Origin of the sequence: Halocatena salina, assembly GCF_023115355.1 — an archaeon.
In the GTDB taxonomy this organism is placed as follows: Archaea; Halobacteriota; Halobacteria; order Halobacteriales; family Haloarculaceae; genus Halocatena; species Halocatena salina.
Window position 1 is genome coordinate 1 of record NZ_CP096021.1, and the last position, 22,120, is coordinate 22,120.

At 51.1% G+C, this 22,120-nt stretch carries 17 protein-coding genes and 2 pseudogenes; 7 read left to right on the plus strand and 12 right to left on the minus strand.

Annotated features, from left to right (window positions below; translation table 11 throughout):
- The first annotated feature begins 86 nt into the window (after positions 1–86).
- Both MW046_RS15225 and MW046_RS15230 read left to right on the plus strand, forming a co-directional pair.
- Positions 87–923 carry a ParA family protein gene (locus tag MW046_RS15225; RefSeq protein ID WP_247995405.1) on the plus strand — a complete coding sequence of 279 codons (837 nt, stop codon included), beginning with the start codon at positions 87–89 and terminating at the stop codon, positions 921–923.
- The gene (locus tag MW046_RS15230) at positions 920–1,360 is read left to right on the plus strand and encodes a DUF8115 family protein (RefSeq protein WP_247995406.1); all 441 of its coding nucleotides are present in this window, start codon (positions 920–922) and stop codon (positions 1,358–1,360) included. The genes MW046_RS15225 and MW046_RS15230 overlap by 4 nt, the downstream gene beginning before the upstream one ends.
- Positions 1,361–2,027: 667 nt before the next feature.
- On the opposite strand, the gene MW046_RS19755 is transcribed toward MW046_RS15230, so the two are convergent.
- From MW046_RS19755 to MW046_RS15260, 8 genes and pseudogenes are all read right to left on the minus strand, one after another.
- Positions 2,028–2,747: a DUF2264 C-terminal domain-containing protein gene (locus MW046_RS19755; protein ID WP_438268215.1), complete on the minus strand. Its 720-nt coding sequence runs from the start codon at positions 2,745–2,747 to the stop codon at positions 2,028–2,030.
- A gap of 78 nt (positions 2,748–2,825) precedes the next feature.
- A pseudogene (locus MW046_RS19760) lies at positions 2,826–3,691 on the minus strand (DUF2264 domain-containing protein); the annotation flags it as partial.
- Positions 3,692–4,047: 356 nt separating this feature from the next.
- The gene (locus tag MW046_RS15240) at positions 4,048–4,371 is read right to left on the minus strand and encodes a hypothetical protein (protein ID WP_247995408.1); all 324 of its coding nucleotides are present in this window, start codon (positions 4,369–4,371) and stop codon (positions 4,048–4,050) included.
- A gap of 397 nt (positions 4,372–4,768) precedes the next feature.
- Positions 4,769–5,188 carry a pyridoxamine 5'-phosphate oxidase family protein gene (locus MW046_RS15245; RefSeq protein ID WP_247995409.1) on the minus strand — a complete coding sequence of 140 codons (420 nt, stop codon included), beginning with the start codon at positions 5,186–5,188 and terminating at the stop codon, positions 4,769–4,771.
- Positions 5,189–5,306: 118 nt separating this feature from the next.
- Positions 5,307–5,456 (minus strand): DUF8143 family protein, encoded by a 150-nt coding sequence (locus tag MW046_RS19840; RefSeq protein WP_497007309.1) that lies wholly within the window; start codon positions 5,454–5,456, stop codon positions 5,307–5,309.
- Positions 5,456–5,674 (minus strand): zinc ribbon domain-containing protein, encoded by a 219-nt coding sequence (locus MW046_RS15250; protein WP_247995410.1) that lies wholly within the window; start codon positions 5,672–5,674, stop codon positions 5,456–5,458. Before MW046_RS15250 ends, MW046_RS19840 begins: the two co-directional genes overlap by 1 nt.
- A 129-nt stretch (positions 5,675–5,803) precedes the next feature.
- Positions 5,804–6,271, minus strand: coding sequence for a DUF5518 domain-containing protein (locus MW046_RS15255; protein WP_247995411.1), 468 nt, complete (start codon positions 6,269–6,271; stop codon positions 5,804–5,806).
- Between the two features lie 635 nt (positions 6,272–6,906).
- Complete coding sequence (locus tag MW046_RS15260) at positions 6,907–7,206, minus strand: DUF3784 domain-containing protein (protein WP_247995412.1); 300 nt, start codon at positions 7,204–7,206, stop codon at positions 6,907–6,909.
- A 132-nt stretch (positions 7,207–7,338) separates the two neighbouring features.
- On the opposite strand from MW046_RS15260, the gene MW046_RS15265 reads away from it, so the two are divergent.
- From MW046_RS15265 to MW046_RS15275, 3 genes are all read left to right on the plus strand, one after another.
- Complete coding sequence (locus MW046_RS15265) at positions 7,339–7,872, plus strand: hypothetical protein (RefSeq protein ID WP_247995413.1); 534 nt, start codon at positions 7,339–7,341, stop codon at positions 7,870–7,872.
- An 18-nt stretch (positions 7,873–7,890) separates the two neighbouring features.
- Entirely contained in the window at positions 7,891–8,940 is a 1,050-nt protein-coding gene (locus MW046_RS15270; protein WP_247995414.1) for a radical SAM protein, read from the plus strand.
- A 151-nt stretch (positions 8,941–9,091) separates the two neighbouring features.
- Positions 9,092–12,340: a tetratricopeptide repeat protein gene (locus MW046_RS15275; RefSeq protein WP_247995415.1), complete on the plus strand. Its 3,249-nt coding sequence runs from the start codon at positions 9,092–9,094 to the stop codon at positions 12,338–12,340.
- 406 nt (positions 12,341–12,746) lie between these two features.
- On the opposite strand, the gene MW046_RS15280 is transcribed toward MW046_RS15275, so the two are convergent.
- Both MW046_RS15280 and MW046_RS15285 read right to left on the minus strand, forming a co-directional pair.
- Positions 12,747–13,574, minus strand: coding sequence for a hypothetical protein (locus tag MW046_RS15280; protein WP_247995416.1), 828 nt, complete (start codon positions 13,572–13,574; stop codon positions 12,747–12,749).
- 706 nt (positions 13,575–14,280) lie between these two features.
- Complete coding sequence (locus MW046_RS15285) at positions 14,281–15,507, minus strand: orc1/cdc6 family replication initiation protein (protein ID WP_247995417.1); 1,227 nt, start codon at positions 15,505–15,507, stop codon at positions 14,281–14,283.
- A 1,167-nt stretch (positions 15,508–16,674) separates the two neighbouring features.
- Between MW046_RS15285 and MW046_RS15290 the strand changes: the two genes are divergently transcribed.
- Entirely contained in the window at positions 16,675–17,928 is a 1,254-nt protein-coding gene (locus MW046_RS15290; RefSeq protein WP_247995418.1) for a Cdc6/Cdc18 family protein, read from the plus strand.
- A gap of 734 nt (positions 17,929–18,662) precedes the next feature.
- On the opposite strand, the gene MW046_RS15295 is transcribed toward MW046_RS15290, so the two are convergent.
- On the minus strand, positions 18,663–19,994 hold the full coding sequence (locus tag MW046_RS15295) for a serine hydrolase domain-containing protein (protein ID WP_247995419.1): 1,332 nt from the start codon (positions 19,992–19,994) through the stop codon (positions 18,663–18,665).
- Positions 19,995–20,232: 238 nt separating this feature from the next.
- Positions 20,233–20,580: pseudogene (locus MW046_RS15300) on the minus strand (Lrp/AsnC family transcriptional regulator); the annotation flags it as partial.
- A 127-nt stretch (positions 20,581–20,707) separates the two neighbouring features.
- Between MW046_RS15300 and MW046_RS15305 the strand changes: the two are divergent.
- Positions 20,708–22,078 (plus strand): glutamine synthetase family protein, encoded by a 1,371-nt coding sequence (locus tag MW046_RS15305; RefSeq protein ID WP_247995420.1) that lies wholly within the window; start codon positions 20,708–20,710, stop codon positions 22,076–22,078.
- Positions 22,079–22,120 lie beyond the last annotated feature (42 nt).

The following is a 22,120-nucleotide window of genomic DNA, read 5'->3' on the forward strand; positions in this document are numbered from 1 at the left end:
CGATTTCAGATTGCGTAATCAGTATCCGACTACAGCAATCGATCACCAAAAGCATTTAGTAGATTCGATTGCCGATTACATACGTCATGCCTGCAAAACGAGTGGCCGTCGACATAGGCAAAGGCGGCGTTGGGAAGACGACAACGATCGCCCACATTGCCGCACAGGCCGAGAACGCTATCGCGATCGATCTCTCAGCAAAGCAAAACGATCTTGCAACTCATTTCGGTGTCGACGTGTCAGACCCCGATGTGCCGCTCTCAGCAGTCTTTAGCGATAAATGGGACATCATCACAGACAGTATCGATAACGTCGTTGAACGCATGATCTACGAGACGAACGAAGGCGTCGACATTATCCCGTCGGACCCTGGTCTGTCCGGAGCGGATAACAATCTCGGGTCAGTCCCTGTCGAAGAACGGTACCTGAAGATGGATGGTTTTGTGGACAAGTACCTAGCCGAACAGTACGACGTCGTGCTGTTCGATCTCGCCGGAAAAGAAGATAATATCACGCTTAATGGTGTCGTCGCAGCAACCAATCTCATTTCCCCTGCCTGTCCTGGGCAGTTCGAAGAAAACCAACTGAAACAAGAGGTCTTGGACACCGACGAATTCAGAAACGATTACGGAAAGGTGCTTGACAAGCATTCAATTCCACATCCCCAACTCCGTATGGTCGTTCCTACAATGATCGACCAGCGAGAAAACGAGTCACAACGATTCCTCGATTATCTCAACGAGACGTTTGATGGACTCGTGACTGAACCAGTCGTAAACTCGGCCAACGTCGGAACGGCTCAAAAAATCGGCTGCACGCTTTACGCAATGGACGACGACGAGCTATACAAGACGGGAAAACGGGCCAAGGAGGCGTATCGAAATATTTCGAACGAACTTCTCTCTACAATTGAATCACGATGACTGACGATGATGAAATAGAAGCAATCCTAGAGGAAGCAAAAGAGAATAAGCGGCACACATCCCAACCGGAGAATGAAGAAGAAAATCAGGATGATTCTCCGGAGGGAAGCCAAAACGAGATTCAGGGTCCAGATCGGACGACAGCGATCAAAGATGCATTGCTCGCCATCGAACGTGGCGACCGACGCACGAATGTGACCATCCGTGACGAACAAATCAGAGCGTTTTTGGACGGAATCGAATCATCAGGGGACCTAGAAACAGCAGTTACTCGACTCGCCAACCGGCTCGACGACGATCCAGAAGAGAATCCGACACGAAGTGACATCGGTCGGCTTGCAATCCGCGTTGGGTTGCACGAGTGTCTTCCCGAAATGCTCGAAGACGCCCGTACCGCCCACAAAGAAGCCCTCCTTGAACAAGCAGACGAATTCTGAACTCGCTCTCTGTCTTTAAAAGCCAACTTCAAAATAAGATTACGAAAATCGCTTTCGAATATCGACTCCAAAATCAGAATTCGATTACTGATTTCGAAATCGGTCATCACATACCAGTATTGTACTGGTGGAAGACCATCTACTACAGGTGATTTCGAATCAGAAACCATATTCCGATGGTGTAATCAGTAGGCGAATTTCGATTTCGGAATCTACAATCGAATTTCGACATCGAAATTCGCCTACGTATGTAGAAGATGCGACTGAGAACAGTATACGATACCTAATTTCGGAAGCAAAATCCATATTCTGGTGGCATAGGCTATATTCGGATTTCAATTATGGAATCAGTAATCGAATACTGATTCCGAATGCAGAACACAGATACGCTATCATGATCACTGTATGATGCATCGACAGACGATTATTAGACGCACTATCTACAGGACTGATTCTCTGGGCTGTGTCGGCCGTCTTCCAAACGAACCCTAGTCGGGTTGAAACAAGAGCTGGATAGCTACTCGACGTTCCATTTCACGTTCTTCCGTAACATTAATACTCGATACATTAATCCAAGCAGGCAGTCCTCTCTCATCACCGACGTGGAGAGTGAGTGTGACTCTGTTTTCACGGATAATATCTAAATCGAAGGTCAGTAGAAGACAACCTACAACCGATCTTGGTGAATCTGATCACCCGTGGCGTCTGTGACAGTGAATGCAGACCCATCAATGGAAACCTCCGGGCGGGCTTGCAGCGGAATATCCGTCTGGGGGTCTGGTGTTGCAAGCACACCAGTAGTCAGCCATGTCTCGCCAGGACGGAGTTTACCAGTCAGAGTCGGAACGATCGTACGCTGATAGGCGAGATTGACATTCGAGTCCTGAAGGGCCATCGAACTGTTCCGCATTCCAGATAGATCTTCAAGGACGCTGATTCCAGCAGGGTACCGGGCAATGGCAGTCGCGTCGTCGGTCAGGTGCTCGTACGTAGAAGAGACGTTGGCTCCAGACCGGTCAAGAGCAAACCCACCTTCAGCACTGTGTAGTTCGTGAGTTGTCTCCACCCGGTGTACACGAACATGCCAGGGAAGCACCGGAACGAGCCATGTATCTACACAGACGTCGTCAAATGGCTTCCATCGGGAGTACACAGCGTCGTCAGTAACTGACTGGTCCGCTATATCCTCACGCATTCGGAAGTGCCGTCCATCCCTACAGAGTACCAACATACTGTCGTGGCCAGCCCCGAGTAACCCGGGTTGTCTGCTTGCGACACTGACCCCGAATGCTGTGGAGTAGGCGAGTTTATTGTATTTCTCTTGATCAGTACTGAATCCTTCCACAATGTTACATTGTCCAGCGACCAGACTGTAATGATGCTGCATGGATTCGTCTCGGCAGATAATCGTATTCGGAACACTCTGGACGCTGGTTGTGGGAAGGTCCGGAAGTGGTTGCCCGTCGGCCTGCCAGAAGGGGTGGTCGGAGGAAAGGGCCAGTGGCAGAGCGGCCTTCAGGGCCCAGTACGGGCTACTGGGAGAGTTGTAGATTTCGGCCATCTTGAGGTTCGGATACTGATAGCCAATGGAGAGCACGCCGCCGTCGGTGAAGATCGGTTGCGTGAGCCACCAGCGGATGTTCCGCGCCCAGAGACCCTTGATAACACCCCAAGAAAGATCTTCGGGCCGCGTATTCGAGAATGCAAGTGTTCCCCAGAAAGATGCCTGAGCGAAGCGATAGGTGAGACTACGCCCGTACGGAAGTGTGCGCCCAGTTTCGTCGAACCAATGGATGTATTCGCTGGCGAAGGTGCGAGCACGCTCTCGGAATGTGACCGTGTATTCTGCTCTTCATTGAGAACTTCGGCATACACCAGCCCGTCTACGTGTATCTCCCAAGCGATGTAATGGTCCCTGGGTCCGAGAGAGTCATCCGTTCCGTCACTGTACCAACCATCAGTCAGATAGTATGTATCGAGACGATCTAGATCTGCCCGTGCTTGCTCCCAGTCGTGATCGGCCCCAACGTATCGAAGTCCGAAGTTCGTCAGGACGCGAAAGAACAACCAGTTGCAATCGTGAAGCTCTGCCTTGTTGATCTGGGTGAGCCACGATGCGACGAGGGCGAGAGCAGTTTCGATCGCTGCCATCTCAACGTGTTTTTGGGAGTAGTCATCCGCGTCCCCCCAGTACTCATCGTGTTCAGGGGTACAGCCGTTGAAAATCGTTGCGTGTCTTGAGTGAGTTACCGACAGCGGGAGATTGCATAGTATCACCACGGAGCAACTACAAATTATCTCTTTGATAGTAATGATTGAAACCTCGATCATAACAATCACGAACCCAAACGAGAAGACGGCTCCAAGCCGCGATGATCTGATCGAAGTTCTCGTATCCAGCCAACGAGGACCATGGCCAGCGGCTCCTCACTAGACATCATATACGATCAAGTCACGATCGACATTCTCTTAGAGCAAGTTGCTCGGAAGTCGAAACCCCTCGTTGTGAACGGTAAGTGCTGACCTATTCGTTCAGTGTTTCCTCCGAACGTCTGGGGTTCGAACCGTTCAGAAAGCGTAGTGGTGCTCTATATCCGGTAGTGTAGGTTGTATAGACACCAACCGTCACTTCGGATCCCTGTAGTTTCGACCCGTGACTAGTAGGGGAGTTCACCCCCGAGAACGCATCACTTGGTAGTGTCAGCCACCACGAGGACGTTCACCTGTCCCGCGAACACATCGTCAGGGCCAGGGTGCCCCTCCTTCCAGGCAAAATCAGCGGTCGCTCTGACTGTGGCTGATTGGTGCTTCGTGTCATCGATCGACGTATCGGCCATCACTTTGTTGATAGTATATGTATCCCCTCCGTCGTAGTGGAGATCGAACCCCGCGATCGAGCTGAAAACAGCATCATGTTCGATGTAGCCATCGAATTCGACCTGTCTGGTGTCTTCATACTTCTCTTTTTTCGAATTGATGTCGAATTTTACTTCTTTTACCTCTAAGGTCATAGTGTAATGCAAGTACAGATTAGATGTATGAGTATAAAATAATTTTGGTAACTACTAGATTGTATATTATTGCAAGATATATAAAGATAATATTCATATAATTCTAAATGTATAGAAATACGACATCGAGTGACAAACACTATCGAGCCACTCCTTGGACGCGAGAGTGTACCCTACTTGTCGGATTCTCCCGATATGCAAACCGACGGCTAGTTGTGAAAATTAGGAATCCCCCCGCGCTCCGTACCGATCAGGGTGCGTCCCCCTACGTGTGTACAGAAGAAATCCTTCTACTCATCCTGTGCAAAGGACCGATTCCATGGTACACCACTCAGTCCGATCACGACCGTTCTACTCTGTTAGTAGAGGAGCGTCTACTGACGGACCAAGATGAGTCCTAGAGTTGCGTCGCAGTCGCAGATGCGATTTCGATGTCGACCAGCGATTCCGGTGGGGTATCGGTGAGCGCTTGCCGCAGGTAGTCGGGCCATGTTTCCTCATCAGGACCAAGATACTTCGGAAATATCTCCCGTGCCGCTTCGTTGACATGCGTAGCCTCATCAGACACTGTGGCCGTACCTAACAGGGTCGCCATCCACTCTGCATTGCCATCAGTGTGTTTCTCGATTGAAACAGCGACCCGCGGATTCTGCTGAATATTTGTGAGTTTCTTTCCGGTGGTGAGGACGGAGAGTACGCCATCGTCGTAGGCATACCAGACCGGAGCAACGTGTGGCCGACCGTTAACTGCGGTTGCAAGGTGGGCCATGAGCTTTGCATCCTCGATTAGTTCTTCAACAGCAGCTGGAACTCCCATACACCGACTTCAGTCGCTACCAGTAAAGCTTGATGGGAGGGGACGACTGACCGCTCCGTACCGATTACGACCGCGTTCTCCTCCATACGGACTGATTAGTACACAGGCATCGAAACTTCTATCGCTCGTGTGTGTCCTGTCGGACAGTGTATTCCGCGTCTTCGCGGCTCATCTCTTCTCGTTGCTCATGTTCTGCTTGTAGGAGGACGTAGAGGACGACTGGAATAATCAATATGACTAGAACAATGACGACGGCTTTACCTGCCATTACCCAAGAAAGATATCAACAATGTCGCTTGTCCCCGAAGAGGGGTCACGATATAGTTCGGAATACCCGCAGTTTGTACATGAGACCACCTTGAAACTGTTTGTTTGAATATCAAATAGCTTGCTCAATCCGCCTCCAGTCGTTGAGATCGTCCCAACCTCTGCTTCTGTGTGACTACATTTGGGGCATCCACGGTCAGAACCTGTATGAGGGACCATACTCAATGTTTTAGAACAAGCAATATTAATAGTTCTGAATAGACATCTTATACCCCGTCGTTTATTATTTTCTTTCTAACATATATAAACCTGAGAATTGTGAGACTCATACCACTCATTTCTGGGATGCTACCGACCGATCCCAACAATTCCCCCGAGTCCACCTGTATCGCGAACAGCCGCCCCAACCCCTCCGGCAATGGTGCTTGGAATAGCGGTGAGAAGGCAGTACATGGCGGTCAAAAGGAAATACACACCAATACCAATGAGACCGATCCTACTCCAGAGGTCACCCCCGAACAGGCTTGATATCACCACAGTGATCACAATGGTACTGATACCGATACAGAGGCCGCCAATCGTGCCCGCAAGGAGGCCGTGCCAGCCGCCGGTCTTGACACCGCCGGTGGAGAAATAGCCAGCGACGAATCCCCCGACGAGTCCGGCGACGATGGGCCAGTGCATGGAAGCGAAATGGAAGAGGAAGTAGAACCCATCAATGTTGAGTGCTGTTCCACCGAAAAAGAGGATCTTCACGATAGTGTCGATACCCAATCCAACGAGGGCGCCGATACCGACGGTTCGCCACCGTGTCATTTCTTCTATTACTATCTCCGATAGCAAATATGTATCGGCCCTGTCAGTGGACACGGATGATGGTGCTCAGCCGATGTCTGGCTCGTATCCGGTGCCGCTAGTCATAAGCATAGCCACGACTGAAGGCGACAATGTCCCAATCCTCGCGTTCTCGTCTGGGAGTGAGAGCTCATCGAATACTCATCGATCAGCAGCTCTAGGTCGTTCGGGTCGGTCGATGGAGAATGCTCTCGATGGACGCGCGTACCTGCGATGTTAGATGAAGATTTGATATTTAGAAGATACAGGTTGGATCTACCGATAAAACAAAATGATCGATCTGATCGCCACACAACACCAGTTTGATGCTGATCAACCGGCGCTTGCCACGACAGAGTTGTATTTTTATGTATCGAGCTTGTAATAGAAAGATACATATATCATTAGGTAAAAAACAACATTGACTATAAGATGGCTGAAAACAATCAACTCAAGATCAAGCGTCGAAGACTACTGAAAACGAGCGCTATCATCGGTATTGGAAGCTTTATTCCGAGAAAGACGGATAAATCGATCGACACAGAGGCATCTCCGAGTTGTTGTGAAACACCTAGCAATGATAATGGAATCCTCGTTGCCTCAATGGAGATCCCAGCCTAGTGGGTGTATTGACCCGAGTGACGAGACATCCATACAACACTACCAAATAATATAATTACATATATTATCCATATTTGTTCAAACCCATAATAATCAAAAACACCTACGCAAAAAGTGAGAGCCGCAATTGCATAAAGATTTCTTCCAATAAAATTTGCGAGTCCCACATCATCGCTAACTTCACTAGAATCGTATCCAGCAATAAGATTCATCATTCCTTTATTCTTTATCAAATATCCCAAGACAGCTATAAACACACCACTTGCCGATACGATTGCTAATCGTTCGATGGTCATGTTATAATGTCATCGTTATCTAACTTATATCTTTCTATGGTTTTCCAGAGATCACCTACTATGGTATAGTGAAAAAGATAAGTATAAGATACATTAAAATAGATTTAAATGATATAACAAGAACGTATGGATATGATGAATGCAGTCAAAGCTGCACAACAAATAGACCACAGTGCTAGTGCTGCGTACGATTCGAAGTTATCCGTAGACCACTCCCCAGAAGATGTAATGCTGGCAAATACTGCTGTTCACATGGATGGTGTACTTACTCCTAAATTGATCGATGAGATGGATCTCGACCATGTCGATGATTCCGATATTCAAGTTCTTAAAGAAGAAGTTCGTCATGGTTTGCTTACCAAAGAAAATCTTCCCTACTTGGATGAAGATCAGCTTGCGAAATTACAGGAAGCTTCTCAGCAGCACTCCCTAACTGAAAACCAGATGAAGACTCTACTTTACGTAGATTCACGAATTCGGCAAGTGCAGAATGAAACGAATACCGACCTTGTGGATACCATAAACGATGACTATCCAGGTCCAGCAGCCTGTTCTGTCGCTGCCGCTTGCGTTGCTGTCGTCGCAGTAGCAGTATATAATACTGCTGGCGCAGCCGTCAATGTTGTTGCTGCAGTAGCCGTTGAAACTTATGTTGGTGTTACATAGATATAGAGGTGATTAAATATGGAAGTGACAACACTCTCGATGTTCTTAGACTACAAGTGTAACTTCGCCTGTGATCACTGCAGTGTAGGGAGCAGTCCACAGACAGAATACGAACTCCAAGATCAATATATTAATAAAGTATTAGATCAAACTGAAGATTTAAACAGTCTGCAGCTTGTTGTCTTTACTGGCGGTGAGGTTACGCTTCGGGAAGAAAAGCTACTTAATGCGATCTCTGCGGCCAGTGAGCGTGGTTATCGGACTCGAATTGTGACAAACGCATGGTGGGCAAAAGATAAGCAGAGCGCAACGGAAATGATTAACAAACTCGTTGATGCTGGCCTTAACGAGATTAACACGAGCTATGATGACTTCCATACGGAGTATATGTCACCTGAGAATATTGCCACAATGGTGGAAGCATCTCTTGATAGCGAGATTGAACAAACATCGATCGCAATGATTATCGGTGATACCGATCCAAAGTACGACGCCGAGGCGATGATCAAGATTCTCGAAGAGCGGCTTGGAACTCACCCCAATGAATTCTCTGATCGATTGACTATCCTTGAAGACACAGTCTCACCACTAGGTCGCGGAGCACAACTTGACGTAGCTAGTCTCACTCCCCGGAACGCTATTGATTCTGGCTGTACCGATACGATATCCACCATCTCGCTTCATCCTGATGGGTCGATCAAGGCGTGCTGTGGTCATGCTCAGTGGTATGTCCCAGATCTCACTCTTGGCAACATCGAAGAAGAATCTCTTATGAGTATCGTTGAGCGGAGTCAACAAAACGTACTTTACTGGCTGATTCACAACGTTGGCCCAAAGCAACTGCTAGAACGGCTCAACGTTGATGGTAACTACAGTGGTATCTGTCATGCCTGTCATGATCTTCTCGGAAACCATCGTGAAGAGCTTCTTGAATATATTGAAGCGAATAAGGAGGAAATCGTTCAGGAGGATATCTTCCTCAGTGACAATATTGAACGCGATGCCCAACAACTCGTGGAACACAGAGAGGCTGTTCTCGATCGGATTGAATATATGATCAACGCATAGGACAGCGGTTCACAGTCTTCAGATATTCCCTCCAACTGTCCTTGCATATATTACTCAGACAACTGCTCTGCCCACATATAGAATAAAATAATAAATACCACTGTATTCATTATTTATCTATCCATCTATGGATCCAATCACAACAGGTATCTTGACTAATTTGCTCGCGTCGGGATTGTTGTACGGTCACTCAACCGCCCAGCAGAAGTGGCGGGGGATGATACGAGAGTCAGAATTCCATACGGAGCTGGACGACCTTGAGACGGAATTCTATCGCAGCCTTCGCGATGCCATTGCGGAGTGTGAGATCGAGCGAGAGACGAACGAACTCACTGACATCGTTGCTGATTGGGATGGAGTCGTCGAACGACTTGAAGCGGAGTACAGTGAGGGGGCACTTGACAACACTGACCATCTTCTCTTCAAGAATGAAGCAGACGGAATCGATCAGCTTGCTCATTCGATCGCCGACGTTCAGGGTTTCGAGTTGGAGAAGACGCCGCAACTTCAACAGGCACTCACCGAGGCGGTGGCTGAGGCATACGATAGAGCCTGTCAGCGGTTCAGTGACCGGGTAGCCGGCACTGAGATTGCAGAGGTGTTCAAGCTCGAAACAGGGATGGAGCTCCAATCGGCTGTCAATGAGCTCGATGCTCGGCTCACGGCGATTCAACGCGATCTCCGCCACGATACAGCTGCCCTGCGGGATGCAGGCTTCATCCGTCTCGATGCGCTGTATTTCGAGCGCCACGATCCCATCACTCCTGAAGTCGCCTGGCGGACAGGGTTTGATTTCGCGGAGATAGCAGCCGACTATCCCCTGCCTCGCGAGCGCCCAGCCACAACCACCGACGACCGCCGAGTGATCGCGCAAGAAGTGTACGAGCGCCTCGTTGGCGGTGAGGATCTGGTGGTGAAGGGTGAGGGAGGTACAGGCAAGAGTACGGTGTGCAAGCGGGTGGCCTACCGATGGTATGCGGCCACTGACCATGGGACGGTCCTCTATCGCGAGAGTGCCCGGACTACGGCGTTCGAGACACCAGGGACCCTCATTGAGGCGATTCGGGCCGCCGAAGAGGACCTGCTGGTAGTGGTCGAAGATGTCCCGAGTGGGGAAGCCACTGCGATCTTCGAAGTCCTCGCCGAATGCGAGGGAATGTCGGATGTGACCTTTCTGTTCGATGCGAGAGCTGGCGCGTGGGAGGACGCAACTGATGTGGGCGGCCACGCCAGCCTCGAACACCAGCGCCAGCAGCTGGGGATCGTCGAAATGCCAGCGCTTGACGAATGCGAGTGTGAGCGCGCAATCGTCCACTATGAAACATTAACAGGCGAAGAAAGTGGTCGGACGAGTGCGCAGCTCTACGAAGAGGTCCGAAGCGCCGAACTCGGTGGGCCACTCGTGCTGGCCTATCAGCTGACTGGCCCAGCGGTTGGGGCAGACCACCCAGTTTCGGCGTTGCATGCTGATGTCCACCGGGCCTACACAGCCGTCGAGGAGTGGGCAGATGACCCGGAGTTCTCACAACTCGTCGCGACGATGGTTAACGTCCTCAATGCAGCAGGGCTCCCCGTTAACGCTGCATTTGTACATGCGGTAGCCAATGAATCAGCAGAACACTCACTGGTTGAGCGGACGCTAGGCTTTCTGGAGGGCACCATGCTCGAACAGAGCGACGATGGCCTTCGGATGCCCCATCAACTGTGGTCAGCACTGTATCTTCAGCATATGCTCGATGTGGCTGGGGCGCGGCTGGCTCGGCACCGCTTCGAACAGTGTGTTGGGTCGCTCTTTCGACTCTTCGATGACGAGGAGGCTCGGTCGACTGTCCAGCATTGGATCCATCCTCTGCCCGAATCGTTTGTGGCCATCACTGAGACCCCCGAGGAGACGGCAGGCCGGTTCGTTCGCCATCTCGCCGATATCGGAACGATCCGGCCGAAACTGGGAGCGATATATGGCACGCCTAAGATGTGGTCTGTCACGCTTCCGGCCCCCTGTCCAATCGCTGCTCACAGTCAGTGGTGGATCATCCGAGGTCGAACGCACATTGAGAGAGGAGCCTTCGATGTGGCCGAGGCGGCGTTCGAGCAGGCCAATCGACTACTTGATACCGAGGAACGTGACAAGACCGAACGCCTGCAACAGCACGCTAGAGTACATTCCAATCTCGGTCTTGTTGCCTGGAAACAAGGCGAATTTGATACAGCAGAGTCGTACTTCGAGGAGTCGATAGCGCTCAAGCGTAAGCTCGGTGATCGGCACGGCGAAGCGAAAAGCCTCAACAATCTCGGACTCGTCGCTCGAAAGCGTGGGGAGATGGAGGCTGCAGAGTCATACTATAAGGAGTCGCTGGCACTCAAGCGTGAACTCGGTGATCGACACGGTGAAGCGAAAAGTCTCAACAATCTCGGACTCGTCGCTCGGAAGCGAGGTAAGTCGGAAGTGGCAGAAACGTACTATAGGGAATCGCTAGCGCTCAAGCGTGAACTCGGTGATCGACACGGTGAAGCAAAAAGTCTCAACAATCTTGGACTCGTCGCTCGGAAGCGAGGTAAGTCAGAGGTGGCAGAAACGTACTATAGGGAATCGCTAGCACTCAAGCGCGAGCTCGGTGATCGGCACGGCGAAGCGAAAAGTCTCAACAATCTCGGAGTCGTCGCCCGAAAGCATGGTGAATTGGAGGCTGCAGAGTCATACTATAGGGAATCGCTGGCACTCAAGCGTGAACTCGGCGATCGACACGGTGAAGCGAAAAGTCTCAACAATCTCGGAGTCGTCGCCCGAAAGCGTGGCGAGTTGGAGGCTGCAGAGTCGTACTTCAAGAAGTCGCTAGCGCTCAAGCGTGAGCTCGGTGATCGGCACGGCGAAGCGTACAGTCTCAACAATCTCGGAGTCGTCGCTCGAAGACGTGGTGAATTGGAGGCTGCAGAGACGTACTTCGAGGAGTCGCTGGCACTCAGGCGTGAACTCGGTGATCGGCACGGCGAAGCGTACAGTCTCAACAATCTCGGAGTCGTCGCCCGAAAGCGTGGTGAGTTGGAGGCTGCAGAGTCGTATCTGAAAAAATCACTAGTACTCTGTCGGGAAATTGATGATCGGTACGAGGAAGCGGAGTGCCTCACTAACCTCGGCGATGTGGCCGATGATCGTAACGATCTCAAGCGTGCTGAGGAATACTACGCAGGATCGCTGAGCATCCTTCGCGAACACGAGGTCATTGGTGATGCGCTCAATAGATTTGCCGACCTGATCGAGATCCGTGCTGAACGCGGGACCGACGACCAAGTGATCAAGTGGTGCGAGGAAGCGATCGACTTCGCCGAGCAAGCCGGCCAAGACACTGAGCGCGAGCAATTCCAAGACTGGTTGAGGGAACTCACCTCACCGGACGAGTGACACACCCATCCACGTAATTGCGACGAACAACGAAGCGTTGCGACGGTTCAACTGTGTGGGCTCATTGCTCGACACTCGTGGAACGTTCCGGTAGGCAAGATACTCATCGAGTGTGGTAGCATGATCTGTTAGGATGAAGATCATGGTAGTAACTATCCGTGTGACGAGGAGGGATGTGTCGATCCTTTAAGTGGCTCTGGCAATAGGGTGGAGATATAGACGAGATTCAGCGCACGTTCTCCGTCACACGTCCTGTTCGAACTAGCTGATTTGCTGCTGAGGAGCTACAGGGAGAGATAAGAGATCTTGTGCTATCCAGACGGATCGACCCACCCGATACGTGTACTCCGAACAGTAAGACACGGACGAGCCAATGTACAGGTTCACGTGTACAGGTGAGACTGCTTCATTTTTTGTGTTCCCCGCGAAGGAATCGGACGAATGCGCGAAGGTCGTCCGGTAGATTCTGTACAGTGTAGTATCCAATCATAATTAACCAAAGGACAATACCAGTATACAGCGGAAGATAATTTCCAACCCACGTCGCGACGGCGATGACCAACACAAACAAAGCGATAGCACCGTACTGTATCAACTGTTTGGCAAGCCACTGTCGATGGCCCTTAAATCCCTGATCCGTGATGAGAAGGGGGTTCTCGTTAGTTCCACGGAGTATAAACCCCCCCTCCTCGGCGTATCCCTCTCCGTAGACAGCGACAGTTGTCCCTTCAAGTAGTGGTTTCGCTTCGAGCAGAAATCGAGCGAGATTTCTACTGTCATGACACTCTACGTGTGCTTTGAATCGACCTAGCGAGCGGTGATAGCAGTGGTCTCTGAGAAAGACGTGCCACGAATCCCAGAGATCCACCGAGAACCGATCATCACTGACGGTTCGTCCGATGGATATCTCCGTGAGTGGGGTGGCATCATACGTCTCATGGAGCCACGTCGGATCGATACGAACGGACCGTCCGTCGGTGATTATACCAAAAGAGCCCCATTCGACGCCTGACTCGAACGTGTGCCATTCCTGATGCTCCCAGCCCCAGTTTTCGACTGTAATGTTGCTGTTAGTGTTGTCCGGAAAACGAGCACGCCAGACGTACATCCCGACCGGTGGATCATTCCCTTCGACCGCCGGCTCCCCGGTTGAAGCCGCTTTGTCGACGACCAGTTCACCTTCGATAGCGATCGGTTCTCCGTCGACGATGTGGGGGGTCTCATCTGGCTCCATCGACCACAATAATCGAAGTACGTGGACGGCAGTCGTGACACGATACCCATAGCAGATTGAGACGAACAAAGAGATACCAGATACAACGAGGACCCAATCGGCGACCATTCTATTTGATAATAGCTGTCGACACATATGTATGCGTAACGAATACATACGTTGCTGACCAGCCTCAACAGCCAACGAGCCATATCCACTGCCGCACTGCAACTTGAGAAGATCGGCAGTATCGTCTCGCCACCATCAAACCCCCCTTGCGGCACTCATCAAGGAGAACAGCACCGAATTAATGAACATCACCGTGTTGTGAACACTGCCCGACAGTTCCTTCGGGATAAGGGTTTTACACACGACCAAATCAATCTAATCTATATTAATTTACACTTTTTCACCAACACAACATCATACTTTTACTACCCGAATCCTCGACGTCTGATCTTTCTTCAATCCATACCCTTATATGTATTCATAAGTGAAGAGATGGGAGCTTCACATGAAACAGTGGTGTGTGACCAGAATCAATCGAACAGTTTGACGGGGCACTTGGAGAGAAAACCTCGTCAGTTACAAATACTGGGTTCTCGCAGCTAGGGGACACACCACTGTTACAAGTGAAACTGTTCAGGACACACCACCGTTGCAAGTGAAGCTACGCTGTTCACCTCGCTATCAATAGCTTCACTTGCAACGGTGGTGTGAGGAGTCATCAGGAAACATTATTCTTGACAGCGAGTCTCTGTATTCGATGAATTGCTTCATCCACTCGAAGGACATCAGCCATGGCGTCGATGGCACTGGTGAACGGCACATCTAGCTCATAGCTGTAATAGTTTCCCCGTGATCCGCTCCGATTTTCAGATGCTGAGAGGATTCCCAGCATACGTAGTTCGGAGAGATGGTTGTGCATCGATCGCTGCGCAAGCGAGTCAGTTCCTGCCCGTTCACAGAGGTCCGTGTAGTCGTCATACAGCTCACGGGACCGGCATGGTGTTTCGTCTTTTGCAGCCTTCGAGATGACCGCCAACAACGCAAGGCGACCATGGGTTGTGAGTTCTCGCATTCCTTCCTCAATGCGTTCTTGTTCTAACTTCGTCCGCGCCCGTTCGACATGGGGTTCTTCGATCTGGTCGGCGTCGTTGTTCTCAGCGATCTCTCCCGCTAGGCGTAGGAGATCCAGCGCCTGTCGAGCACTTCCACTATCCCTCGCAGCGAGTGCCGAACAATATTTCAACACTCCTTGACCAACGGCTCCCTCAGCGATAGCAATGTCAGCACGTGTTTGCAGAATACTTTCCAATTCAGTTGCGTCATAGGGTGAAAACTGGAGTTCCCGCTCACACAGGGTGTCCTGTGCCCGCGGATCTAACTGTTCTCGGAATTTGAAGTCATTGCTAATACCGATCATGCCGACCTTCGTTTGATCAAGATAGTCATTTGCTCGCGCTCGTGGGAGCTCATAGAGCAGATCATCACGGCTTCCGATCGAGTCGATTTCGTCAAGGACAATGAGGATAGTTCCGCCAAGAGTCTCAAGTTCGCGGTAGAGCTTCTTGAAAACGGTTTGTTGTGGATACCCAGTAGAACTGATCTCCCCGCCTGTCGGCCGCAGTTTATTGACAAGCTCAACGGCAACCTGATAGGAGGAATTGAGCGATTTACAGTTGAGCGAGATGACGGACAGATCAACGTCGTCGTATTCTTTGACATCCCTCTGAAGGAGGGTGAGAAGATATTCCGTGACGGCAGTTTTCCCGACCCCAGGGTGACCGTAGATGAAGATATTGTTTGGTTCCCATCCGTCAACGACGGGTTGAAGAGCGGTCATGTATTCTTCAATCTCGGCATCTCGTTCTTCGATCTGTTCAGGATGATAAGCTTCACCAAGAACATCTTTGTTTCGGAAGATATTTTGCTTCCGTGTAAAGCGGGGCATGCTTCAGTCATCATATCCATGCCTTATAAAACCGCCCATACATCTGTTTCAAGTGAATCGACAGTCACACACCACTGTTGCAAGTGAAGCAGCATCTAGGGGGCACTGGATAGAGCATATAAATATATTAGAAACAACCGCGGGAAGTGTCAATTCTTTAGTTGAAATAGTGGTGTGTTGCTCCACTAGCCTACTACACTAGCGTTCACTTGCAACAGTGGTGTGTGACTGTGGTGGACCTTTAAGCAGCACCTCTGTTTGTATACATTTACATGATAATTTTATCGTTCAAACGACTATTGTCGGGTAACTATTGACAAGTACGTGGGTACGTTAGATCGGATCCATTTACGTCGGTTGAGATACTTAGCAACTGTCCTGTTCGTGGACGAACTGAGCTGTTTATTTGATAGTTCCTCAATGTCGCTGAGTCCTTTCTTCCCCAATCGTCGATATCGTCTTCATAGTAGACCGCACGAAAGGACAGCCAACCGTCGTCTACCCGTACTTCTCCTGGCGTGGAAGCGGCCTTTTCAAAAGTTGCTGCCACCCAAGGATCGATTGGTAGCTGAAATTGACTTGAAAGGATTTGTCGTACGTAGCCACCGGTGGTAGGGGATGAGGGAAAGGAAAAGCGAAGAAGAGGAGGGAGGGGGAGGGGGGATCGGAGTGTAAATGAAAGAGAGGGGTGAATGAGAAAACCGCCACTCGGAAGAGAACATAAAAGAGGCCAAAATAGAGATTTTAGAGGATAGAGACGAAGGAGTAATTCGTCCGTTAAATACGTTTTTAGCCTGTCTTCTCCACTACTACGCTTCTTACTTACTTAACGTTAATAGAAAACATTATAATAACACGAATATCTCTACGTGACGTCCAGTGGAACCACCGCAACTGTTCTTTCAACAGATCTCTAGCGTAAGCGTAGTCTCACCCGATATTATGGTATCTACCCATCGCTGACGTGGAAGTAGGTGGGGGGTACAGCTGTGAAACATTACACTCTGATCCCCCCTCCCCCCCGGTAAACATAATCTTTTTATCTGTAATCTTATCTCTATATAATAATATGTCTGCAGTTACACTCGGTTCCCCCCTCCCGTCACTCTCTTCACTCTCTTCACTCCCATGGATTTATATGGATACGGTGTATGGAGTGGCTTACTCATGGAATCCTTCGGTGGCGAACAGGGAATTTATGAAAATGTCGATATCCTCGATCCGGAACCGGATACATACAAACCGACTGAACTTCCGGAGCGGGAAGACGAACTTTCAAGGATTCACTCGGCATTGCGACCTATTACCCTTGGTGGATCGCCGAGGAATATCCTCGTGTATGGACCAACTGGACAGGGGAAGACTGTCGGGGTGAATCTTAAAACAGAGCAACTCCTGCAGTGGGCGGCAGGCGAGGATGACATCACTCTCACAGTGTTGCGCGTCAGTTGTAAGGGAGCCGGTAAGTCATGGAATGTGCTCGCTGATCTCGTTAAAAAGGTGCGTGAAGTTCGGTACAATAAGACCGTTGAGAAGCCACGTGGTCCGACCAAAGTCGAACTATTTGAGATGCTCTCGAAGGACCTTCAGGCAATTGGGGGCATGGTGATTATAGTTCTCGACGAGATCGATGGCATTCAAGAAGACAGCTACGTTCTCTATGAACTCCCCCGAGCCTCGATCGAGAAAGTCTCAATCGGGGTGATCGGCATTACGAACGATTACCAGTTCCACGAGAATCTCGATGCTGATATTAGATCCTCACTCGGAAGTCGAGAGGTTGTGTTCAGTCCCTATGACGCGAATCAACTTCGAGATATTCTTGCTCGACGAGCTGCCCATGCTCTCCGAGATACGTATTTCGAAGACGGTATCAAGGATTCGCAGCATCTTCAGAGTGAAGTCCTCTCCGGAGATGTCATTCCCCTCTGTGCTGCCCTTGCTGGGCAAGATACGGGTGACGCCCGGCAAGCTATTCATCTCCTGTCGACGGCGTGCGATCTCGCACTGGACGATGGGCGTGAGGCTGTTGAGGAGGTCCACGTACGGAACGCTCGTGAAGAGATTCAGGAGGAGACGATCGGCAAAGGGATCCGTGGTGAAACCACGCAACGGAAGATCGCGTTGCTAACGGTTCTTGAAGCAGATCTGGCTGGAGAGACCCCCGAAGGAACAACACAACTCTACCGTCGGTACAAGCGATTAACGAAGCTAGTTGGAACAGATACGTACCAACAAGGGACGTTTCGCGAGAAGCTGAATGATTTAGTGCATGGAAACATTCTCGAAGGTGACCGTCATGGACGTGGCCGAGGACGTGGAATGACGAATCTGTATAGTCTCGCTGTTGATCCGACCCTCGTGATCGATAAGGTTGGTGAGGATGCTCGACTGAGCGAGATCACTGAACAACTCGAATAGGACGGCTACTTACACTCCGATACCCCCTCCCTACAAACCATATTTGTCAGATGTTACACTCCGATACCCCTCCCTCTCCCAGAAGTAGCGTAAGCTCGTTCCTGTACTCGGTGACCAGCCAGCAAAGCATGAATCCTTCGTACGTGACTGAGCACAATGCGGTGCTTGAATGAGTGTGACCCACTATTGTTCGTTCGATCTACTTACGATCTGGCCGATGGTTTCCGCTTCCCATTGCTGTCCATACCTCGTTTTGGCAGTGTTTGCATCACTACCTCCCTATCGGGTAGTGCATACGCCCTGGGTTGCAAGTGAACAATCGGGCGACGAGACAAGGATCATACTCTCTACAACGGAGTTGAGAGTAGAGTTTCCTCTTAGCATCGTCCAAGCTGTCGAGGCTCAGCTCGCATTCAGTCTGCTTACATGTCGTATATCATTTATGAATCGCCAAATCACCGAGGTCCTTGTCGTGGTTCTCTTTAATGAGAAAGTGTACAGCAGTCGTGATGACTTCCCGCGTCGCATCACCGAACCGGTTTCCGCTACGTCCGAAAGGGCACTGACTCACCGGGAATCGAATCGAGATCAAGCTACTCAGCAAGCTCAGGATACCGAGCAAGGCCACGGTAACTCTGTTTAGTGCTCTCCCGATACAGGAAGTGTTTGAGTATCATCCCCGTTTCGATATACGGGATCAACTGCTAGACGTCAGCTACGCTGCATCACACTATTCATGGGAACTGATCGAACAGATCTCTATCGGGCCACGTGGAGACGTTCCTCAGTGTCTCGAGCAACATCTCCTGAGCTTGAACGGTGAACGTCTGAAGCTGGCGGCCCGGGGCTCGTCTGTTGAACAGCGCCGCAATCGTGAGATCGTTGTTCCCGGAGTGCGACAGAAACCCGTAGCTTCCTGGGAGTGATCCGTCATGCCACAGGGTGGGTGCCGTGTCACCGTTCGGTATCACCCCCCACCCCATTCCATAGAACTGCTGAGCGCCGTCCCAGTTCGGGACGTTCGGCCGGGCAGTCATCTGATCCAGTGTCTCGGCGGTAAGGAGGTTCCGGGGCCCCAGTCGACGATCGACGCCGCGTACGAACCGCAGTAGATCGATCGCTGATCCGACCCATCCGCCATTAGCGTCGTGCGCCGGGAGATGGCCTGCACCGTACGGACGCGGTACCTGTCCCTCTCCGGGGAACGGCGATTCTATTGTTTCGTGACCGTAGTAGCGCACCTCGTCCTCAAGGCGGTCGTCCAACCGGGTTGCACCGATCTCCATCCGGGAGATCCCGAGGGGACTGAGAATATTCTCACGGACGTGGGACTCGTAGGCCGTGTCGGTTACTGCCTCGATGACTCGGCCGAGAGTACAGTAGCCGATATTCGCATACTTGTAGCTCGTTCCGGGATCGTATCCGAGTCGCTGATCGGTCAGAAATCGAACCGTTGTGTCGGCACTGGCAGGCGGCTCGACGCCTTCGGTCTCGGCAACCTGGATCGGTGCGAACATCGGGTCGAACCCGATCTCGGCGTTATCCCAGCCTGCGGTATGCCGAAGGTGTTGTCGAACCGTCGTCTCAGTCAGTCGGTGATCTGTGGGTCCATCATCCGGCAGGAACTGGTCAAGGATCTCGAACACCGAGTCATCGAGGGCCAACTGCCCGCGTTCGATGAGATCGAGGGTTACAACTGCTGTAACTGGTTTCGAAATGCTTCCAATCCTGAACAGTGAGTCCGGCTGGACAGGCGCCCCGCATTGTTTGTCGGCGAGCCCATATCCGCGGGTGAACACGAGTTGGCCCTCCTTTGCGACGGCAACCGACGCACCTGGAATGTTCCACTGTCGGAGGAACGCTGGGACTGCGTCTTCGAAGGCTTCGACGCCCGCTGGCGGTGGGCCTGTCGTCGATATTTCAGCCGTCGTCGTGGATGTGGCCGTTTCAGGAGTGGTGGTCTTGGGGGAGGTCGTACTGGCGGAACTGCTGGCTGAGCAGCCGACAAATCCAACTGCGGATGCACCAAGAGTAGCAAGGACCTTGCGTCTTGACGGTCGTATCACGGCTTGTTGTAGGTTCAGTATTCACTTGGTAATTTTGGAATGGTATTTTCATACAAACTTATACCACTTGCTACGATTTCACGGCCTCGCATTCATGCTCCCATGGTAATTTCGCTCTCAGTGAATTTCACGTACTGTTTTAATATTAGAATTAGTAGGGTTGTCGATAGTATACCATCAGGGCGACAACAGAAATGTCAATCCATTATATTTTTTGTTATTTAATATTTGCAATCTAATCATTTATTATATAAATACCAGTGAACTTAGCGATCACGATAACGTCGTGGTTGCCCGTCACTTCATAGACAAACCATCGGTTCGTGTCGTGAAGAGTATCGGCGACGGTGGTGATGTCGCTCCCTTCGACTGTGAGTTGGGCGATTGCTGTCACGTCGTACTAGGGTACGTCGTAATCGACTTTCGGGGTGTAGCCCCTGATCACACTCTGTTCGTCAAGGTCGATCGGATGATTTGAAACGGTCGTGACCGAAACGACGAGTTCCTCCGCGAGGGTTCGAAGCCTTGCTCGACCGTCGTCGAGAAGTGCGTTCACCAATTTCTCGTCCAAGTTTTCATACATCATTACACTCCTCCACTCGACCGACGCATTGTAACTTTACGAATATCCAATTTTCTTCTCAAAATGTCGAATTTACATGAACCAGTACGGCTTTAACCGTGAAGATAATCAGGTAGAACGTCGAGAAACAATGAGAACTGAAAGTATTGCTGCCGATGGTGGTATCGATGCCGAAGCACAGAGTGTTCTCGATGCAATCGAAGAGAACGACGTGGATTTTCTCCGTATCCAGTTCACGGACATCCTCGGGACAGTGAAGAACGTCTCCATCCCAGCGAGCCAGGCTGAGAAAGCGTTTACCGAAGGGATCTATTTCGACGGCTCATCCATCGAAGGATTCGTCCGGATCCAGGAGAGCGACATGCGGCTCAAGCCAGATCCGAACACCTTCGCGATATTGCCGTGGAAGACCCGCGAGGACGGCACTGTGAGCGCCCGGTTGATTGCCGACGTGATGGATGCGTCCGGGAGCAACTTCGCCGGTGACCCCCGTCACGTACTCAAGCGCGCGCTGAAGAAGGCAGGGAACATGGGCTATACGCTCAACGCCGGGCCGGAGCCGGAGTTTTTCCTCTTCGAAGAGGAAGACGGTCGGGCAACGACGATCACTCATGACGCTGGTGGGTATTTCGATCTCGCACCGAAAGACCTCGCAAGTGACGTGCGCCGGGATATCATCTACGGGCTCGAGCAGATGGGGTTCGAGGTCGAGGCAAGCCATCACGAGGTTGCAGAGGGCCAACACGAAATCGACTTCAAATACGATGACGGACTCACCACGGCGGATAACATCGCTACGTTCCGGGCGGTCGTGCGTGCGATCGCCGCCGAGCACGAGTTACATTCGACGTTCATGCCAAAACCTATCGCGGGCATCAACGGTAGCGGGATGCATACACACCTCTCGCTGTTCACCGAGGATGGGGAGAACGCCTTCCACGATGCGGACGACGAGTTCAACCTTTCCGAAACAGCAGACCAGTTCCTCGCCGGGATTCTGGAGCACGCACCCGCTATCACCGCGGTCTGTAATCCCACGGTGAATTCCTACAAACGGCTCGTGTCCGGCTATGAGGCTCCCGTGTACGTCGCGTGGAGTGACGTGAACCGGTCTGCACTCATCCGCAAACCCGCCGCGCGCACCCCAGCCGCCTCGCGGATCGAACTTCGCTCACCGGATCCCTCGTGTAATCCGTATCTCGCGCTCGCGGTCATGCTTCAGGCCGGGATTGACGGGATCGAACGCGGTCTCACTGCCCCAGACCCGGTCCGGGAGAATATCTACGAGTTTGACGAGACTGCTCGCGAGGAGTACGGCATCGACACCCTGCCAGCCAATCTCGGTGAAGCGATCGATGTTCTCGAAACTGACGAGGTCATCCTTGACGCACTCGGTGACCACATCGCAGAGAAGTTCATCGAAGCCAAACGCGCCGAGTTCGACGACTACCGCGCGGCGGTCTCGGAGTGGGAACTCGACCAATATCTCGAAACCTTCTAACCCCATCTAATATATGGGATTTAATAGACTTGAGGGGGATCA

What these genes read in the sequence shown, in the direction of transcription:
- MW046_RS15225 (WP_247995405.1), top strand. Translation starts at nt 87, where the DNA reads ATGCCTGCAAAACGAGTGGCCGTCGACATAGGCAAAGGCGGCGTTGGG.
- MW046_RS15230 (WP_247995406.1), top strand. Translation starts at nt 920, where the DNA reads ATGACTGACGATGATGAAATAGAAGCAATCCTAGAGGAAGCAAAAGAG.
- MW046_RS19755 (WP_438268215.1), bottom strand. Translation starts at nt 2,747, where the DNA reads ATGCAGCATCATTACAGTCTGGTCGCTGGACAATGTAACATTGTGGAA.
- MW046_RS15240 (WP_247995408.1), bottom strand. Translation starts at nt 4,371, where the DNA reads ATGACCTTAGAGGTAAAAGAAGTAAAATTCGACATCAATTCGAAAAAA.
- MW046_RS15245 (WP_247995409.1), bottom strand. Translation starts at nt 5,188, where the DNA reads ATGGGAGTTCCAGCTGCTGTTGAAGAACTAATCGAGGATGCAAAGCTC.
- MW046_RS19840 (WP_497007309.1), bottom strand. Translation starts at nt 5,456, where the DNA reads ATGGCAGGTAAAGCCGTCGTCATTGTTCTAGTCATATTGATTATTCCA.
- MW046_RS15250 (WP_247995410.1), bottom strand. Translation starts at nt 5,674, where the DNA reads ATGGTCCCTCATACAGGTTCTGACCGTGGATGCCCCAAATGTAGTCAC.
- MW046_RS15255 (WP_247995411.1), bottom strand. Translation starts at nt 6,271, where the DNA reads ATGACACGGTGGCGAACCGTCGGTATCGGCGCCCTCGTTGGATTGGGT.
- MW046_RS15260 (WP_247995412.1), bottom strand. Translation starts at nt 7,206, where the DNA reads ATGACCATCGAACGATTAGCAATCGTATCGGCAAGTGGTGTGTTTATA.
- MW046_RS15265 (WP_247995413.1), top strand. Translation starts at nt 7,339, where the DNA reads ATGATGAATGCAGTCAAAGCTGCACAACAAATAGACCACAGTGCTAGT.
- MW046_RS15270 (WP_247995414.1), top strand. Translation starts at nt 7,891, where the DNA reads ATGGAAGTGACAACACTCTCGATGTTCTTAGACTACAAGTGTAACTTC.
- MW046_RS15280 (WP_247995416.1), bottom strand. Translation starts at nt 13,574, where the DNA reads ATGGAGCCAGATGAGACCCCCCACATCGTCGACGGAGAACCGATCGCT.
- MW046_RS15285 (WP_247995417.1), bottom strand. Translation starts at nt 15,507, where the DNA reads ATGCCCCGCTTTACACGGAAGCAAAATATCTTCCGAAACAAAGATGTT.
- MW046_RS15290 (WP_247995418.1), top strand. Translation starts at nt 16,675, where the DNA reads ATGGAATCCTTCGGTGGCGAACAGGGAATTTATGAAAATGTCGATATC.
- MW046_RS15305 (WP_247995420.1), top strand. Translation starts at nt 20,708, where the DNA reads ATGAGAACTGAAAGTATTGCTGCCGATGGTGGTATCGATGCCGAAGCA.